This is a genomic window from Streptomyces sp. NPDC002536 (assembly GCF_053594995.1).
Window position 1 is genome coordinate 14,396 of the sequence record NZ_JBSFWU010000067.1, and the last position, 17,158, is coordinate 31,553.

18 protein-coding genes are annotated in these 17,158 nt (G+C 72.3%); 6 read left to right on the forward strand and 12 right to left on the reverse strand.

Features of this window, described 5'->3' with window-relative positions; genetic code table 11:
• Positions 1 to 89 precede the first annotated feature (89 nt).
• On the forward strand, positions 90 to 851 hold the full coding sequence (locus tag ACWD4B_RS23255; protein WP_336414714.1) for an SDR family oxidoreductase: 762 nt from the start codon (positions 90 to 92) through the stop codon (positions 849 to 851).
• A gap of 73 nt (positions 852 to 924) precedes the next feature.
• Here ACWD4B_RS23255 and pip read toward each other — a convergent pair whose 3' ends face one another.
• Positions 925 to 1,887 carry a prolyl aminopeptidase gene (gene pip, locus ACWD4B_RS23260; protein WP_451422542.1) on the reverse strand — a complete coding sequence of 321 codons (963 nt, stop codon included), beginning with the start codon at positions 1,885 to 1,887 and terminating at the stop codon, positions 925 to 927.
• Positions 1,888 to 1,931: 44 nt separating this feature from the next.
• On the opposite strand from pip, the gene ACWD4B_RS23265 reads away from it, so the two are divergent.
• Together ACWD4B_RS23265 and ACWD4B_RS23270 are read left to right on the forward strand one after the other, a co-directional pair.
• The gene (locus ACWD4B_RS23265) at positions 1,932 to 2,351 is read left to right on the forward strand and encodes a TIGR03668 family PPOX class F420-dependent oxidoreductase (protein WP_336414712.1); all 420 of its coding nucleotides are present in this window, start codon (positions 1,932 to 1,934) and stop codon (positions 2,349 to 2,351) included.
• Positions 2,352 to 2,529: 178 nt separating this feature from the next.
• Positions 2,530 to 3,108 (forward strand): hypothetical protein, encoded by a 579-nt coding sequence (locus ACWD4B_RS23270; RefSeq protein ID WP_451422543.1) that lies wholly within the window; start codon positions 2,530 to 2,532, stop codon positions 3,106 to 3,108.
• A gap of 60 nt (positions 3,109 to 3,168) precedes the next feature.
• On the opposite strand, the gene ACWD4B_RS23275 is transcribed toward ACWD4B_RS23270, so the two are convergent.
• From ACWD4B_RS23275 to ACWD4B_RS23305, 7 genes are all read right to left on the reverse strand, one after another.
• Entirely contained in the window at positions 3,169 to 5,100 is a 1,932-nt protein-coding gene (locus ACWD4B_RS23275) for an ABC transporter ATP-binding protein (protein ID WP_451422544.1), read from the reverse strand.
• The gene (locus ACWD4B_RS23280; RefSeq protein WP_451422545.1) at positions 5,097 to 5,822 is read right to left on the reverse strand and encodes a LuxR C-terminal-related transcriptional regulator; all 726 of its coding nucleotides are present in this window, start codon (positions 5,820 to 5,822) and stop codon (positions 5,097 to 5,099) included. The genes ACWD4B_RS23275 and ACWD4B_RS23280 overlap by 4 nt, the downstream gene beginning before the upstream one ends.
• A gap of 119 nt (positions 5,823 to 5,941) precedes the next feature.
• The gene (locus tag ACWD4B_RS23285; protein ID WP_451422546.1) at positions 5,942 to 6,427 is read right to left on the reverse strand and encodes a lasso peptide biosynthesis B2 protein; all 486 of its coding nucleotides are present in this window, start codon (positions 6,425 to 6,427) and stop codon (positions 5,942 to 5,944) included.
• Positions 6,424 to 6,681 carry a lasso peptide biosynthesis PqqD family chaperone gene (locus ACWD4B_RS23290; protein WP_451422547.1) on the reverse strand — a complete coding sequence of 86 codons (258 nt, stop codon included), beginning with the start codon at positions 6,679 to 6,681 and terminating at the stop codon, positions 6,424 to 6,426. The genes ACWD4B_RS23285 and ACWD4B_RS23290 overlap by 4 nt, the downstream gene beginning before the upstream one ends.
• Before the next feature lie 17 nt (positions 6,682 to 6,698).
• Positions 6,699 to 8,555 carry an asparagine synthase-related protein gene (locus ACWD4B_RS23295; protein ID WP_451422548.1) on the reverse strand — a complete coding sequence of 619 codons (1,857 nt, stop codon included), beginning with the start codon at positions 8,553 to 8,555 and terminating at the stop codon, positions 6,699 to 6,701.
• Between the two features lie 32 nt (positions 8,556 to 8,587).
• Positions 8,588 to 8,701, reverse strand: coding sequence for a keywimysin-related RiPP (locus tag ACWD4B_RS23300; protein ID WP_451422549.1), 114 nt, complete (start codon positions 8,699 to 8,701; stop codon positions 8,588 to 8,590).
• A 300-nt stretch (positions 8,702 to 9,001) separates the two neighbouring features.
• Positions 9,002 to 9,841: a class I SAM-dependent methyltransferase gene (locus ACWD4B_RS23305; protein ID WP_451422550.1), complete on the reverse strand. Its 840-nt coding sequence runs from the start codon at positions 9,839 to 9,841 to the stop codon at positions 9,002 to 9,004.
• A gap of 125 nt (positions 9,842 to 9,966) precedes the next feature.
• Between ACWD4B_RS23305 and ACWD4B_RS23310 the strand changes: the two genes are divergently transcribed.
• The 3 genes from ACWD4B_RS23310 to ACWD4B_RS23320 all read left to right on the forward strand — a co-directional run bounded on the left by ACWD4B_RS23310 (position 9,967) and on the right by ACWD4B_RS23320 (position 12,682).
• Positions 9,967 to 10,650, forward strand: coding sequence for a GDSL-type esterase/lipase family protein (locus tag ACWD4B_RS23310; RefSeq protein WP_451422551.1), 684 nt, complete (start codon positions 9,967 to 9,969; stop codon positions 10,648 to 10,650).
• A gap of 89 nt (positions 10,651 to 10,739) precedes the next feature.
• On the forward strand, positions 10,740 to 11,609 hold the full coding sequence (locus tag ACWD4B_RS23315) for an AraC family transcriptional regulator (protein ID WP_451422552.1): 870 nt from the start codon (positions 10,740 to 10,742) through the stop codon (positions 11,607 to 11,609).
• Between the two features lie 98 nt (positions 11,610 to 11,707).
• Positions 11,708 to 12,682: an aldo/keto reductase gene (locus tag ACWD4B_RS23320; RefSeq protein WP_451422553.1), complete on the forward strand. Its 975-nt coding sequence runs from the start codon at positions 11,708 to 11,710 to the stop codon at positions 12,680 to 12,682.
• Between the two features lie 133 nt (positions 12,683 to 12,815).
• On the opposite strand, the gene thpR is transcribed toward ACWD4B_RS23320, so the two are convergent.
• From thpR to ACWD4B_RS23340, 4 genes are all read right to left on the reverse strand, one after another.
• Positions 12,816 to 13,382, reverse strand: a complete 567-nt coding sequence (gene thpR, locus ACWD4B_RS23325; RefSeq protein ID WP_451422554.1) for an RNA 2',3'-cyclic phosphodiesterase — start codon at positions 13,380 to 13,382, stop codon at positions 12,816 to 12,818.
• A 163-nt stretch (positions 13,383 to 13,545) separates the two neighbouring features.
• Complete coding sequence (locus tag ACWD4B_RS23330; RefSeq protein ID WP_451422555.1) at positions 13,546 to 14,961, reverse strand: MFS transporter; 1,416 nt, start codon at positions 14,959 to 14,961, stop codon at positions 13,546 to 13,548.
• A 79-nt stretch (positions 14,962 to 15,040) separates the two neighbouring features.
• A complete protein-coding gene (locus ACWD4B_RS23335; protein WP_390780406.1) occupies positions 15,041 to 15,490 on the reverse strand; it encodes a MarR family winged helix-turn-helix transcriptional regulator in 450 nt (149 codons plus the stop codon).
• Between the two features lie 132 nt (positions 15,491 to 15,622).
• Positions 15,623 to 17,125 (reverse strand): NCS2 family permease, encoded by a 1,503-nt coding sequence (locus tag ACWD4B_RS23340; protein ID WP_451422556.1) that lies wholly within the window; start codon positions 17,123 to 17,125, stop codon positions 15,623 to 15,625.
• Positions 17,126 to 17,158: the final 33 nt, after the last annotated feature.

Sequence of the window (17,158 nt, forward strand, 5' to 3'; positions counted from 1 at the left end):
GGGGACTTCGAAAGACTTCTGTACCGATCGATATGGTAGCTTCCCTGTTACGTACCGACCGGTACAGAAGTCTTCAGGGGAGGGCTCTCATGAGCAGCAGCACCAAGGCGCTGGCGGGCAAGGTCGCACTGGTGACGGGCGGTTCGCGCGGCATCGGGGCGGCCACGGCACGCGCGCTGGCCGAGGCCGGCGCGCACGTGGCGATCAGCTACGCCGCCTCGGCGGAGAAGGCCGAGGCGGTCGTGCGGGAGATCGAGGACGGCCACGGCGTCCGCGCCGCCGCGTACCGGGCCGACCAGGCGGACGCCGCCCAGGTCGCGGAGCTGGTGGCCCGCGTGGCCGAGGACTTCGGGCAGTTGGACGTCCTCGTCAACAACGCGGGCGTCTTCGCGCACGCCACGGTCGACGAGGCCGACCCCGACACCGCCGCGCTCGACCACCAGCTCGCCGTCAACGTCGGCGGGGTGACGGCGGCGATACGGGCCGCGTCCGCCGTGCTCGGCGAGGGCGGGCGCATCATCACGATCGGCTCCAACCTCGGTGCGCGGCCCGCCTTCCCCGGCGTCGCCGACTACGCGGCGACCAAGGCCGCCGTCGTCGCCTACAGCAAGGGCGCCGCCCTCGACCTGGCCCCCCGCGGGATCACCGTCAACGTCGTCCAGTCCGGTTCCGTCGCCACCGACATGAACCCGCAGGACGGTCCGACCTCCGACGCCCAGCGGGCCGCCAACGCGATGGGCCGCTACGGGCGGCCGGAGGAGATCGCGGCCGGGGTCGCCTTCCTCGCCGGCCCGTCGGCGTCGTTCATCACGGGGACGACGCTCGACATCGACGGCGGGTACCTCGCGTAGCGCCCTGTAGGGGCGCGGGGAACTGCGCGACCAGCCACACCGCGCCCGCAGATATCGAAACAGCCCCGCGCCCCTACAGGGCGCCGAACCGGTCCAGCGCCGCCAGCACATGCCCGCGCATCGTGGCACTGCCGAGATGCCCCGCATCGTCGACGACCGTCAACTCCGCACCGGGCCAGGCGCGGGCGAGTTCCCACGCCGTCACGAGGGGGCTGCCGAGGTCGAGGCGGCCGTGGATCAGCACGCCCGGAATGCCGGCGAGGCCCCCCGCATCCCGGATCAGCGCGCCCTCCTCCAGCCAGGCGCCGTGCGAGAAGTAGTGCGCGCAGATGCGGACGAAGGCCTGGCGGGCGGCGGACGGACGGCCGCTGTAGAAACGGGGCGTTCCGGCGGGCTCCTGCGAGAGCACCGCGTCCTCCCAGGCGCACCAGTCGGCGGCGGCCCGCTCCCGCACCGCGGGGTCCGGGTCGTCCATGAGACGGGAGTACGCACCGAGGACGTCGGCCACGCCGCCGTCCACGCCGGACCCCGCCCGGAACCGCTCCCACTCCTCGGGGAAGAAACGGCCGACGCCGCCGTACAGCCACTCCGTCTCCGAGCGCCGCGTCGTGGTGACGTCCGGGACGACGATCCCGGTGACCCGGTCCGGGTGGCGCTCCGCGTAGGCCAGGATCAGCGTCGAACCCCACGAACCGCCGTACAGCAGCCAGCGGTCGATGCCGAGATGTCCGCGCAGCCGCTCCATGTCGGCGACGAGGTGGTGGGTCGTGTTGTGGAGCAGCGGAGCCCTCGCGGGATCGCTCGCGTGCGGGGTGCTGCGCCCGCAGCCGCGCTGGTCGAAGAGGACGACGCGGTAGCGGGCGGGGTCGAAGTACCGCCGGGCCCTCTCCGTGCACCCGGAGCCGGGGCCGCCGTGGACGACGAGGGCGGGCTTCCCGGCCGGGTTCCCGCAGACCTCCCAGTACACGAGGTTGCCGTCGCCGACGTCGAGCATGCCCGAGTCGTACGGCTCGATCGGCGGGTACAGCTCGGTCATGTCGTCGTGTCCCTCCTGTCCTCCGGGAGGATACGGTCGGCAGCATGCGACTGGAACCCGCACAGGCCCGGGAGCTCTTCAAGCAGGCACGGGTGGCCCGCCTCGCCACGTCGGATCTGACGGGCAGGCCGCACGTCGTCCCGATCACCTTCGCGCTGGGCCAGGACGTGCTGTACTTCGCGGTCGACGACAAGCCGAAGAGCACACAACTCCTGCGCCGCCTGCGCAACATCCGGCAGAACCCCCAAGTCAGCATCCTCGCCGACCACTACGCGGACGACTGGACCGCGCTGTGGTGGGCCCGGGCCGACGGGCACGCCGAGGTCTGGACGGACCGCGACCAGTGCGGCGGCCCGGTCGGACTCCTGCAGCGGAAGTACCCGCAGTACGCGGCGCATCCGCCGGAAGGCCAGGTGGTGGCCGTCGAGGTCACGCGCTGGAGCGGCTGGACGGGAGCGGAGTGACGGCTGCGCCTACCGCGCGGGGTGGAGACCGGTGAGGAGGTACCGCCCAAGTTGCCCTCGGATTCCACCCGTTGCGGGACGCCGCCGGGGGCGCCGATCCGTAACGTCTGGGGTCGGTTCCTCCGGAACCGCGGTCACGACAACGACAGCGACAACGACAACAGGGGGAAACACGTCCATGCGCACTCTGCGGAGCAAACTCGGGGCACTCGCGGCCCTGTCGGTCGCAACCGCCACGGTCGGGCTGGCGCCCGCCGTCGCGAACGCCACCCCGCAGGCAGCGGGCAGCAGTTACACCTACCTTGAGTTCAAGAAGGGCTCCGACCCGCTGAACTCGCGCCTGCGCTTCGTCTACGTCCAGCGGATCAGCGGGGACCGCACCCACACCACGATCCTCGACAGCTGGCGCGCCGGCTCCGGCGACGGCAGCAAGGACACCTGCGCGACGAGCCGGGGCTGGCTGCCCGACGGCACCTACAACATCGGCACCTACTACCCGCACCACAACGGCGGCCCGCACGGCGTCAACGGCATCGCGTGGGACATCGGCAACCACCAGTGCCACAGCGGCAAGTGGCGCACCGAACTGTTCATCCACAGCAGGATGCTCCCCAGCGGCGCCCAGGGCAGCGGCCCGTACCACTGGACGGGCAACTACGCCTCCAACGGCTGCATCAAGCTCAGCCCGCACGACATCCGCGAGCTGCAGAGCCGGTACAACAACTACCCGCACCCGGGCAAGCTGTACGTGAGCTGAGCGGTCAGTCGGTCGGCCGGTCGGTGGTGCGGGCGCGTCCCGCACCACCGGCGGTTCCGGTCACGAGGCGAACTGGTCCGCCTGGAGGTTGTAGTACGAGGCGTACAGGGATCCGGGACGGGCCAGGAGGGCGGCGTGGGTGCCCTGTTCCGTCAGGCGGCCGTGGTGGAGCACGTAGATGGTGTCGGCGTGGCGGCACGACGCCATGCGGTGGCTGATCAGGATCACGGTGTGGCCGTCCGCCGCGAGTTCGCGGATGCGGGCGAAGGCGGCGATCTCGGAGCGGGCGTCGAGTGCGGCGGTGGGCTCGTCGGCGATGATGACGGAGCCGTCGCGGAACTTCGCCCGTGCCAGCGCGAAGTGCTGCCACTGGCCGCCGGAGAGGTTGACGCCCTCGCTGTAGTTGCGGTCCAGCAGGGTGTCGAGCCCCTTGGGGAGTTCGGCGATCACCGTGTCGGCCTCCGCGTAGGCGGCGGCCCGGTCGATCCGGCCGGGGTCCGGTCCGGCGTCCGGCCTGCCGACGAGGATGTTGGTGCGGGCGGTGAACGGCCAGCGCATGAAGTCCTGGGCGATCAGGGTGACATGCTCGAAGAGGCTGCTGCGGTCCAGCTCCGTGACGTCGGTGCCGTCCCACGTGATCCGCCCCTTGTCCGGCACGTACAGCCCGGCGAGCAGCTTGCTGAGCGTGGTCTTGCCGGATCCGTTCTCGCCGACGAGGGCGATGATCTGTCCCCGGCGGACGGTCAGGGAGACGTCCGAGACCGCGGGCGCGGACCGGTCCGGGTAGGTGAACGTCACGTTCTCCAGCCGGATCTCGTCCGGGGGCTTGCCGACGTCGGTTCCGCGCTGCGGGATGGCCCGCTCGGCGGCGCGGGCGACGGCCCGTTCGAGGTCGATGTAGAAGAGGGACTCCTCGTAGAGCTGGTTGACCTGGCCGACGAACGAGCCGAGCTGGAGGGTGCTGGTCCGTATCGCGATCACCGCGGTACCGGCGACCGCCAGCGGGATCATGCCCGTCGTGAGGAGCAGGCCCAGCACGACGAAGGTGGCGGCGGTCGCGATGCCGGACACGGCGCCGGCGGCCAGCCCGGTGGCGGCCTCGGCGCGGGCCAGGCGGGCCTGCTCGTCCTCGCCCTCCTGCGACATCGCCTCGAAGTGGCCGAGCAGATAAGGGCCCACGGCGTGCACCCGTATCTCGGTGGCGGTGCGCTGCTCGATCAGCAGGCCGGCGAGCTGGTGGCGTTTGCGGAGGTGCTCCAGCCAGGCCTGGATGCTGCGGTACCGGCGCCGGGCCGAGCGGACGGCGCCGCAGCCCTTGGGGAGGGCGATCAGCACGAGCATCGGCAGCAGGACGGGGTGCAGCACGGCCAGCACGCCCGCGGCCGAGACCAGGGAGATCAGTGCGTTGACGACGGCGACGTTGAGATGGACCATGCGCCGCGCGGCATCGGTGCCGTACTGCGCGGAGTCCAGCAGCCGCCGGAACTCCGGGTCCTCCATGGCCGCCAGCTCCGCACCGATCACCGGCCGGAGCAGCTGCACCGCGGCCGCCCGCTCGACCTTGGGCTCCAGCCGTCCGGTGGCGGCCTTGGAGATCTCGCGCAGCACCGCGACCAGGGCGCCGGCGGCGGCGACCCACGCCAGCGACGGGAGCGCGGCCCCGACCCGTTCCGCCGTGGGCGCGGCGGCGAACAGCCGGACCAGCACACGGTTGGTGGCGAGCAGCCCGAAGGCGGCCCCGAGCCCCTGGCCGGCCTCCGCCGCGGCGACCGTGCCCAGGGCCGTGCGGTCCACCGACCAGGCCAGGCCGGCGCTCCGGGCGACGAGGTGCGGGATCCTGCGGGCCATGGCCAGGAACGACATCCGCAGGCCGGCGTGTTCGTGCCGCGCGAAACCGCGGTCCAGCACCCTGCGGCCGCCGAAGAGTTCGTCGTCCGCCGTGCGCGGAGGCGACGTCGCCTTCCGCCGTATTCGGCCGAGCAGCCCGCTCATGCCGTACCCCCATCCCGGTTTCCGTCCCTGCAGGTGTGGTGTGCGCCGGGCGCCGGCGTCGGCGGGCGGGCCGGCCGGAGCGCCTGTGCGGGGCCGACGCAGACGCCCGAGCCCGCCAGCCGGAACCCCAGTGCCATACGGGAGTTGGTGCCGAAGCGCCGCTGGAGCCGGGCGACGACGGTGCGCACCGTCCGCGCGCTCACCCCGGTGCGGGTCGCGGCCTGCTCGTCGGTGGCTCCCGCCAACAGCAGGGTGACGATGCCCAGTTCCCGTAAGGAGAGCCCGGCCGCCCCCGTCCCCCCGGTCTCCTGGGGCAGCGAGCAGGCCCACAGGGCCTCGAACAGCGTGCGGTGCGCCGTCGCGAGCGCCCCTTTGCACAGCAGGGCCGTGCCGCAGGCGCCCGGCCGGTCCACCGGCACCACCGAGTACCGCCCGTCGAAGACGAACATCGGGAGTGCCGCACCGGCCGGGAGACCGCAGTGGACGCGTATCTCGGGCCCGTGCCGGGCGACTTCGCCGAGCCACCGCACCGCGGGCCGGCACCGCGCCGCGCTCCCCTCGACGAGCACCCGGCTGTGCTTGCGCGCGGCCAGCAGCCGGTCCCAGACCGTCGGCGAGCGCCGGAGGGCCGAGGGCAGCACGCTCGACACGTGCTCCGCCCCGGCCAGCAGTTCGGTGAGACGGTACTCGAGAGCCTCCGGCCCGAGGAGGACTTCGAGCAAGCCGGGCAGATGGTCCGGGGGATTTTCGACAGATTCTTCCGACACCGCCACAAGACCAAGTCCTTGCAGAATCGCAGCCTGTTCTCCGTGCGTGAGGTTCTACCTACAGGGCACGGGACCTATTCGGTGGACAGCCGGGACCGGTCCAGATCTACGTCACTGGCAGGCACTTCCGGTGCTGCCGGTTTCACCGGGGGCACCGTGAACAATGCGCGGAAATAGCCCGCGGGCACCGATTCGTCCACGAGGCGGCCCTGCGCCTCCACCCAGGCGTGCGCACCGGGCGGCGGCAGCGCCCGTACTCCCACGCACCAGCTCGGCCAGGTGCCGCGCGCCCTGCACACCAGAACCGTCGCCAGGGAGCGCGGCAGGCAGCCCTTCGGACCGCTGCACCGCAGGCTGGCCGCGAGGACGGCGTTGCGCGCGGCGCTCGCCTGCGCGTACGTGGCGGGGCGGGCGCCGTGCCGCAGCGCGCCCAGGACCGACCGGAGACGGTACGGCGGCAGCAGGGCCAGCACCCGGGCGGCCGCCACCGCGACGCGCGCGAGCATCCTGGCCCGCCGGGGGACCGGGTCGGGGCGCAGCAGCGCCGCGGGCGAACTCACGAGGTCACCAGCCTGGCCTCGCGGAGGGCGGCCACCAGGGCGGCCACGTCGCTCCGCGCCTGCTCAGCGCCCACGTCGAACTTCGTGATCAGCGCCTCCGCAGCCTCCTCCGGCTCGTGCCCGTCGAGCAGTATGCGGACCACCGTGGCCCCGGTGCGGTTGAGTTGCCAGTAGGCTCCGGTGCGCTCGTCGAGCAGCACCGTGCCGTATTCGGTGTCCACGGTGGAGAGGTGGGATCGGAAGTGCAGAGCCATCGGTTCCAGCCTCCTGCTCAGGATGTGCCGGCGGTCGGCAGCACGGCGGACGGTCGGTTGTCGAGGGTGCGCAGCCAGATCTCGCACGCGATCGTCGAGTAGAGGATCGACTCGCGCAGTTCGGGCGTGTCCGGCCGCAGCGCCAGGTCACGCAGCCGTCCGGCGTCGACCAGCCCCATCCGGGCCAGCCGCGACCCGCTCCACAGGGCCAGCAGGTCGCCACGATGGCGGCGCAGCCCCTCGGCGGCGTCCAGGGACGCGTGCGCCTTGGTGGAGCGGGCCAGGCACTCGTCGGGGACGATCCCGCGCATCGCCGCCACCAGCAGCGGCTTGTACTCCCAGGGCGAGACGCGGTCCTCCGGGCGGACCGCCAGGCACTCCTCGATCACCCGGTCGTCGAAGTACGGATGGGAGGTCGGCAGGCCCTCCCGCACACAGGCCCAGTCCCACTGGCGGATGATCCGCGTGGTGCTCCTGATCTGCGAGATGTCCAGGTGCTCACCGCGGGTGGGAGCCATGGGTTCGGCGGACTCGGCGGCCTCGCAGAGGAGTTCCCGGATCATCCGGTGCGCCTCGGGCGTCACCCAGGGGAAGAGCCGCGGCGGCATGCCCCAGCCCAGGGCTCCGGCCACCCCGGAGGGCCGGACGCTCCCCAGCCCGTCGGCGGCGTCGCGCAGATACCGGCGGTACGGGCGCGCATCGGCGAGTTCCCGCATCATGCCGGTCAGCGGCCAGGTCCACAGGGCGCGGAACCCGCGCAACTGCCGTAGCGCGAAGAGGGGTTTGCGCCGCAGCAGGGTATGGAAGTGCGCCTCGGCCGACCAGGCCACGTGGTCGCCGCCGATGCCGGTGAGATGGCGCCGGCTGCCGCGGGCGAGCAGGGCGGGGAAGCGGGTGACCAGCCGCGCCCGGTCCATCACCCCGATCGTCGGCTCGTCGAGCGCGTCGTCGATCCCCAGCAGGTCCTGGTAGACGAGGGGCTTGGCCTCGGGCGACCAGACCACGTGCTCCACGTCGGGCAGGTGGGTCATGGCGAGCCGCGCCCACATCAGGTCGTCGTCGGCGGGGTCCCGGCCGGGCCGGGTGCCGGCCAGGACACGGGCCTTGCCCCGCGCGGCGAGGAAGGTCATGGAGGTGGAGTCGAGACCGCCGGAGAGATCGCAGCTGATCACGCCGCCCGCACCGGTGCGCACCTCCACGGCCCCGGCGAGGGCGTCGCGTATGGACTCGGCCTGCGCGGCCAGCGGCCGCACCGGTTCGGGCGGCGTCCACCAGCACGTCCGCCGGTGGTCGCGCCCGCCGGCCGCGATCTCCAGCGCTTCGCCGGCGGGCACGCACTCGACGCCGTGCCAGAGACAGTGGTCGGGCAGCGGATGCGGCATCGGCCACAACAGCCGTGCCGCGACCTGCCGTTCGTCGATCTGCGCGCCGGTGAGCGCCGCCAGGGTGTCGGCCCGGTCGGCGGCGATCTCCATGCCGCGTATGCGGGTGTGGAACACCAGGCGGAGGCCGGATGCGGGGCCCTGGACCCGCGTCACCCCGTCGACCAGCGCCACCAGGTGGGAGCAGCCCGGCAACCGCCCGGCCAGCGGACCGAGTTGGCCCGGGTCGCGCAGCCGGGCGGCCTCGGCCTCCAGCCAGGCCTCGTCCACCGCGTGGTCGCCGATCACGACAAGCCGGGTGCCGCGGACGGCCGCGGCCACCAGCTCGCCCTCGGCCCACCGCCCCACCAGCCATGGCCGCCCCGAGGGGTGGCACAACCGTGGCGCTTTCGCGCCGCCCATGAGCGGAGCCACGGCGAGCGCGGCCACACGGTCCGGCAGGACCGCGAAGCACGACTCGCCGTGGCCCGGCATGACGCTCGGTTCGGACATCACAGTCCTCGGCGTCTCAGCCGTTCGCGCCGTCAGACATGCTTGTCCAGGACGATCTCGTCGTTGCCCCTGAACCCGAGGAGACCGGTGATCTCGCGGAATTCGCCCATCGCGACGAGCATCGGGGTCTCGTAGGCCTGCTTCATGGTGTCCTCCTTTTTCCCGGTGGATCGGGCCGACCGGCCCGAGAGCAGCGGTCCGGAGCGCTCAGATCAGAAGGTAGGAGGACGTACGGTGCCTCCGGAAGGTTGAGAGGACTTCCGGAACCGGCAACTGCCGGAAGCGGCGAAGAGGTTGGCAGCGCAGCGTTTCACTGGGTAGGCGGTTCTGCGGGTGCGGGTTGTCGCGCGGGTTTAGGGCGTGTCCGGCGGATCTTCACCCGTGGGTGCGGTGCGCCCCGTCAGGGGCGCTGCGGTGCCGCGCGACGAAGATCCGCCGGACAGGCCCTAGAACCCGTAGCGCAGTATCCGTGCGACGTCGCGCCAGCCCGGGGTGCGGACCATCGCCCACACCCCCAACCTCCCGGCGGGCGAAAGCCGTTGGGCGCAGCCCGGGGTGTCGAAGGCGCGCACCGCGTCCAGGCACCGCAGGCCCTCGTGCCAGCCCTCCAGTTCGGCGGGGTCGTCGATGGCCCAGTAGAGCGTGGCCTCCGCGTGCCGGACGAGGGGGACGAGCTTCTGGAGGCGGATGCCGAGGGAGCTGAAGGCGTCGAAGAGCAACTCCCCTGCGGGGAAACGGCCGGTGACGGCCTGGACGAGCCGCTTGCCGTCCTCCTTGCGCAGGTACATCGACAGGCCCTCGAAGACGACGACGGCCGGGCGGTCCGCCGGCACCTCCCCGAGCCATCGCGGATCGGTGACGGAGGCGCCGATCACGCGATAGTCCCCGGCGGGGCGGGGCACCAGCCGGCGCCGGAGGTCGACGACCTCCGGCAGGTCGACGTCCACCCACCGCACCGACGGCCCCGGCCCGATCCGCCGCACCCGGCTGTCCAGGCCGCACGCGAGGTGCAGCACGGTGCACACGGGGTGCCGCTCCAGGAACTCGGCGGTCCAGTCGTCCAGCAGCTTGGCCCGCAGGGCGACACCGGCCGCGCTGGTCCTCGTCATGCCGGTGCGGCGGAAGTCGTAGTCGATGCGCCGCACGGTCCGGTCGGCCTCGTCGTCCCCCAGCACCGGCACGGGGGCGCGGCTGTCCAGCGCCCTGCCGTACAGCGTGGCGAGCATGGTCTCCGGGGCACCGTGCAGGGTGACCTTCTCGCGGCTCGTGCCGTCGCCGTCGCCCATGTATCCACGCTACGCCGTGGCACTCCCGCCGGGGTGCGGAGCTTTTTCGGGTGCGGGTCCATTGTGGCTGGTCGCGCAGTTCCCCGCGCCCCTTCGGGGCGCGGCCCCGTGCTTTGATACGGCCCATGCGATTGATGTTCGTCGGCGACTCCATGACCATCGGCAGCGCCGGTGACCTCACCTGGCGCTACCGGATGTGGCAGCACCTGTGCGCCACCCACGGCGGGCCGTTCCGGATCGTCGGGCCGCGGGACACCCTCCACGAGCCCGCCGCCGACGCCCCCGTCTCGCACGCCTACGGCGCACCGGACTTTCCCGAGAAGTGCCGGGTGCACCTCGCCGGCTGGGGCGAGGGGTGGTACCACATGGCACCCCTCGTCCACGACGCCGTCCGCACCCACCGGGCCGACACACTGCTCGTCTCCCTCGGCCTCATCGACCTCGGCTTCTACACGGATCCCGGGCAGACGGCCGACAACGTCCGCCGCTTCTTCGCCGAGGCCCGCGCCGCCAACCCGCGCGTGCAGGCCGTGCTGCTGCCCGTGCTCCCCAACGTGCGCACCCTGGGCGACCCCGCCTTCGCCGCGCAGTGCGAGGACTTCAACGAGCTGCTCGCCAAGACCGTCGCCGACCTCGACCGGCCGGGCTCGCCGCTGCTGCTCGCCTCTCCCCCGCCCCACTGGGACGTCGCGCTCGACACCTACGACGGCACCCACCCGAGCCCGCACGGCGAGCACCGCCTCGCCGCCGCCTTCGCGGACGCGATGCACCAGGGCTGGGGAATCGGCGAGCCCTACACCTCCGCGTGACCCGACCGTTCCGGGCACGGGATGTCGGGTCCGGGAAGGTGCGCCCTCCGTAGCGTGAACGACCGTAGGAAGGAAGGAGACCGGGGGCAGTGCTGGAACAGCTGAACCGGGCCCTGGAGCACATCGAGGAGCACCTCGACCGGCAGATCGACGTGGCCGAACTGGCCCGGATCGCCGTGACGTCGGAGTACCACTTCCGCCGGATGTTCTCCGCGCTGGCCGGGATCCCGCTGTCCGAGTACATCCGGCGCAGGCGGCTGACCGTCGCCGGCGCCGAGGTGCTCGCCGGGGAGCGGACGCTGCTCGACGTCGCCGTGCGCTACGGCTACACCTCGGGCGAGGCGTTCGCCCGGGCGTTCCGTGCCGTGCACGGCATCGGCCCGGGCGAGGCCCGGCGGACCGGTGCGGCCCTGTGCTCCCAGCCCCGGATGTCCTTCCGTCTCATCGTCGAAGGGAGCAGCAGCATGCAGTACCGGGTCGTGGAGAAGGACGAGTTCCGCATCGTCGGGCGGAAGGCCCGCGTCCCGCTCGTCCACCAGGGGGTGAACCCCGCCATCGCCGAGTTCATCAAGGGGCTGGGGCAGGAGACCGTCCAGCGCATCACCGCACTGTCCGACGGCGAGCCGGAGGGGATCCTCGCCGTGAGCGACAAGCTCGACCCCAGCCGCGCGGAGGGCACCGAACTCGACTACTGGCACGGCGTGGTGAGCGGCGCCGACGTGCCCGAGGACCTGGAGGCCCTCACCGTTCCGGCGGGCACCTGGGCCGTCTTCGAGAGCTCCGGCCCGTTCCCCCAGGCGCTCCAGCTCATGTGGCGGGACGTCTTCACGCAGTGGTTCCCGTCGAACCCGTACCGCAGCCGGCCGGGGCCGGAGATCCTGCGCGTGCGCGTCCTCCACGAGGGCCGGGCGGACGCCCTGCTGTGGATACCGGTGGAGCGGGAGCCCGCCCGCGGCTGACCGTCCGGTCGGATGTCCGGCTGTCCGGGTGTGCACACACGTGTACACCCGGACAGCCCCTTGATGGGAGCGCACTCAAGGGCGTTGGCTAAGGACCCATGGAGTACACGCAGCTCGGACGTACGGGACTCAAGGTCAGCCGCATCGTTCTCGGCACGATGAACTTCGGGCCCCGCACCGACGAGGCCGAAAGCCACGCCATCATGGACGCCGCGCTCGACGCCGGCGTCAACTTCTTCGACACCGCCAACGTCTACGGCTGGGGCGTCCGCAGAGGCCGCACCGAGGAGATCATCGGCGCCTGGTTCGCCCGCGGCGGCCACCGCCGCGACCGGGTCGTCCTGGCCACCAAGGTCTTCGGCGGCATGCAGGGCGAGGGCGAGCCGTGGCCCAACGAGGACCGGCTCTCCGCACTCAACATCCGCCGCGCCGTCGACGCCAGCCTGCAGCGGCTGCGCACGGACCACATCGACCTCTACCAGTTCCACCACGTCGACCGGGCCACGCCCTGGGACGAGATCTGGCAGGCCATGGACGTCCTCGTCCAGCAGGGCAAGATCCTCTACGTCGGCTCCTCCAACCACGCCGGCTGGCACATCGCCCGCGCCAACGAGACCGCCCGGCGCCGCAACACACTCGGCCTGGTCAGCGAGCAGTGCCTCTACAACCTCGCCGAGCGGCGCGCCGAGATGGAGGTGCTCCCGGCGGCCGAGGCGTACGGGCTCGGGGTCATCCCCTGGTCGCCGCTCGGCGGCGGCCTGCTGGGCGGCGCGATCCGCAAGGCCGCGGAGACCGGCCGGTCCGCGGACGCACTGGCGAAGACCGGGATCCGCGAACGGATCCAGGCCTACGAGGACGTGGTCGACAAGCACGGGCTGGAGCCCGGCGAGGTGGCCCTGGCCTGGCTGCTGACCCGGCCCGAGGTCACCGCCCCGATCACCGGGCCGCGGACGCGGGGACAGCTCGACTCGGCGTTGCGGGCCGTCGAACTGACTCTGCCGGAGGAGCTGTTGGCGTCCTTGGACGAGATCTTCCCGGGGCCGGGGCCGTCACCGGAGGCGTTCGCCTGGTGAGCCGACGGGGCCGTCACTTCACCGCGGCCACCACGGCGACGACGACGAGTATCACGGCAAGCGCACCGGTCATGATCCGGTTCCTGGTCTTCGGGTCCACCCCCCGAGCGTATCCGGCCGGGCGCGCCGCCCGTCATCGACCCAGGCTCCAGGCCTCGACGAGCTCGTAGCGGGGCCGCTCGCCGGGGACGCCCCCGGCGGGCAGCCGGCTGCGGATCAGCTCCAGGCGGCCCGCCGTCCACGGGGCGCCCCGGAAGTCCGCGAGCCCCGCCGCGTACGGCACCAGGCTCACCCGGCCGGTGGCCGAGCGGGCGAGGGTGAGGTGGGGGTGGAAGGGGCGCCTGTCGTCGACCGCCACCCCGGCCCGCCGCGCCCCCGCCGCGGCGGAGCGGGCCAGCCCGCGCAGCGTCTCCGTCTCGCCCTGCGCCCCGGCCCACAGGATCCGGTCACCGAACCGCCCGCCCCCGGCGAACCGCAGCTCGTGCGGCGGATGCCGGTGCGCGGCGCGCGCGAGCCGCTCGCCGAGCTCCGGCAGCCGCTCCTCGTCGACCTCGCCGAGGAAGGCGAGCGTGAAGTGCCAGGTGTCCGGCTCGGCCCAGCGCAGCCGCCCGGCTCCCGGCAGCGAACGCAACGGAGCCACGGCTTCCGCGAGTTCGGCGACCGCGGAGGGGGGCGGGGTCACTGCGACGAACAGACGCATGGGACCAGTGTCCCTTGGATCCGCTGGATGCGCGGTTCTTCGACTGCCGGTCCGTCGTGGCTGGTCGCGCAGTTCCCCGCGCCCCTTACGGGGCAGAGGTTCCCCGCCCCGCGCCCGTAAGGGGCGCGGGGAACTGCGCGACAAGCCACAGCGGACCCGCACCTCACACGGCGGCGGTAGCCACTGGTTCCGCCCGCGCAGCGGACCGCGGCACGAAGGCCACACCCCGGTGCCCCCGGCGAAGATCCACCTTCAGGCGGAGCCCCCCGGCACGGGCAAGGGCGAAGCCCACCCCCGCGGCGGCGGCCAGCGAGATCGCGCCGCCCGCCAGAAAGCCGACCCGCGGCCCGTACACGTCCGTCACCCAGCCCACCAGCGGAGCGCCCAGCGGCGTACCGCCCATGAAGACCATCATGAACAGGCTCATGACCCGGCCCCGCAGCGCGGGATCGGAGGCCAGCTGGACGCTCGAGTTCGCGATGACGTTGATCGTCAGGCCGCACATCCCTATCGGGACGAGCAGCAGCGCGAAGACCCAGAACTCCGGCGCCAGCGCCGCCGCGATCTCCAGGGCGCCGAACGCCGCGGCCGCACCGATCAGCAGCCGCTGCCGCGAGCTGCCGCGCCGCGCCGCGAGCAGGGCGCCCGCCAACGACCCGGCCGCCATGAGGGTGTTGAGCAGTCCGTACGTACCGGCTCCCGCGTGGAAGACGTTGTTGACGAACGCGGTGAGCCAGATGGGGAAGTTGAAGCCGAAGGTGCCGATGAAGCCGACCAGCACGATCGGCCAGATCAGCTCGGGCCGTTCGGCGACATGCCGCAGCCCCTCCCGCAACTGCCCCTTGCCGCGCGGGGCGCGCTCGGCCTTGTGCAGCTCCGAGGTGCGCATCATCAGCAGCGCCGCGACGGGCGCGGCGAAGGAGATCCCGTTGAGCAGGAACGCCCAGCCGCTGCCCACGGCGGTGATCAGCACACCGGCGACGGCGGGGCCGACGAGCCGGGCCGACTGGAAGTTGGCGGAGTTGAGGCTGACCGCGTTGCGCAGGTCGGCGGGGCCGACCATCTCGGAGACGAAGGCCTGGCGGGCGGGGTTGTCGACGACGGTCACCACGCCCAGCACGAATGCTATGAGGTAGACATGCCAAACCTGGACATGTCCGGAGAGCGTGAGCGCCGCGAGGGCCAGCCCGGTGGCGCCCATCGCGGCCTGCGTGACGACCAGCAGGGGCCGCTTGGGGCAGCGGTCGGCGATGACGCCGCCGTAGAGCCCGAACAGCAGCATGGGCAGGAACTGCAGGGCCGTGGTGATGCCCACGGCGGCGGAGGAGCCGGTCAGGCCGAGGACCAGCCAGTCCTGGGCGATGCGCTGCATCCATGTGCCGGCATTGGAGACGACCTGTCCGCCGGCGTAGAGACGGTAGTTGCGGATGCGCAGTGAGCTGAAGGTGCCCCCCTTGGCGGGCGCGACGGGCGCGTCAGGCGCAGCGGGCGCCGTCCCGGGCTGCAGGGAGGTCGTGCGGGTGTCGTCGTCGTGGCGGTTCGGTGCGGGTGCGGAGTCTGCTCCGGGTCCCGTACTCAAGGTGGGTTCGCCTCTCTTTCCGTGCGGCGTACTCCGTGCGTCGTGCGGCAGGCCCCCGGCCCGGCCGGGTCCGAGGTCCCTACAGGTGCGCGAGCTTCTCCAGGACGGGCGCGGCGGCGCGCAGCGTCGCCCATTCGTCCTCGTCGAGCTGTCCGGCCAGTTCGGAGAGCCAGGCATTGCGCTTGCGACGGCTCTCCTCGAGCATCGCCTCGGCCTGTTCGGTCTGCCGGACCACCTTCTGGCGGCGGTCCTCGGGGTGCGGTTCCAGCCGGACCAGTCCCTTGGCCTCCAGGAGCGCGACGATGCGCGTCATCGACGGAGGCTGCACATGCTCCTTGCGGGCGAGTTCGCCCGGGGTGGCGGAGCCGCAGCGGGCGAGGGTGCCCAGCACCGACATCTCGGTGGGGCTGAGCGACTCGTCGACACGCTGGTGCTTGAGCCTCCGCGACAGGCGCATGACACCCGACCGCAGTGCATTGACGGCGGCCGTGTCCTCGGGGCTGGTGCGGGATGAATCCGGCATGTTCATTAGATTAACTCATTACCTGGACTAAGGAAAGTGGGGCACGAGGGCGCACAGATGCAGGAGAAAGCACATGGGCGGCCGGGCACGCGGCCCGGCCGCCCGTTGCGGCCTCGTACGCTGCTGAGCGCGGCTTGACTACTTCACGCCCAGCGCCTGCTCGATCGGGTTGAGCATGAAGTACACGAGGAAGCACAGCCCGACCGCGTTCAGCAGCCAGGGGATCTCCCGCGCCCGCCGGTCGGCGATCCGCAGCAGGATGAAGGCGAGGACGCCGATCCCGATGCCGTTGGTGATCGAGTACGTGAACGGCATGGAGACAACCGTCAGGAACGCCGGGATCGCGATCGTGAAGTCGCTCCAGTCGATCTCCCGGACGTTGGACGCCATGATCAGGAAGCCGACGACCAGCAGGGCGGGGGTCGCCGCCTGCGAGGGCACCACCGTGGCGAGCGGGGTGAAGACCAGGGCCAGCAGGAAGAGGCCGCCGGTCATCAGGTTGGCCAGGCCCGTGCGGGCACCCTCGCCGACACCGGCCGTGGACTCCACGAAGCAGGTGTTCGCCGAGGACGAGCCGAGGCCGCCGGCCGCGACGGCGATGCCGTCGACCATGAGGATCCGGCCCATGTTGGGCAGCTGGCCCTTCTCGTCCATCAGTCCGGCCTCCTCGCCGACGCCGATGATCGTGCCCATCGCGTCGAAGAAGCCGGACAGCAGCACCGTGAAGACGAAGAGGCAGCCGGTCAGCAGCCCGACCTCACGGAAGCCGCCGAAGAGGCTGATGTGGCCGATGAGGCCGAAGTCGGGCGCCCCGACGATGTGCGACGGCACCTTGGGCACGCTCAGGCCCCAGGCGGTGTCCGGCAGTCCGGCGGCCGCGTTGACGACGATCGCGAGCACCGTCATGGCCACGATGCCGATGAGGATCGAACCGCGCACCTTGCGGACGACCAGGACGAAGGTGAGCGCGAGCCCGAGCACGAAGATCAGCACCGGCCAGCCGTGCAGCTGACCGCCCTGGCCGAGGGCGAGCGGGACGGTGGTGTGCGCGGCGTCCGGGTTGCGGGAGACGAAGCCCGAGTCGACCAGGCCGATCAGCGAGATGAACAGGCCGATGCCGATGGCGATCGCGCGGCGCAGCCCGCCCGGGATCGCGTCCATCACCCGCTGCCGCAGTCCCGAGGCCACCAGCAGCATCAGCACCAGACCGGCCAGTACCACCATGCCCATGGCATCCGGCCAGCTCATCTTGGGGGCGAGCTGGAGCGAGACGACGGCGTTGATGCCGAGGCCCGCGGCGCAGGCGATCGGCACATTGCCGATCACGCCCATGAGGACCGTGGAGAGCCCGGCCATCAGGGCGGTGGCGGTGACGAGTTGGGCGTTGTCCAGCTGGTGCCCGAACTTGTCGTGACCGGCCCCGAGGATGATCGGGTTCAGCACGACGATGTAGGCCATCGCAAAGAACGTGGCCAGGCCGCCGCGGAGTTCACGGGAGACGGACGAACCGCGCTCGGTGATCCGGAAATACCGGTCGAGGACGTTCCGCGGCCCGGGGTCCGGTTCGGGGTTCGGTATCTGGTGCGGGACAGCGTCGGACTGCTGCCGGTCTTCGACCGCAGGGCTGGCCGAGGTGGTCATGCAGGAACCTCAGTCGTTCGGGCCGGGGAGGCC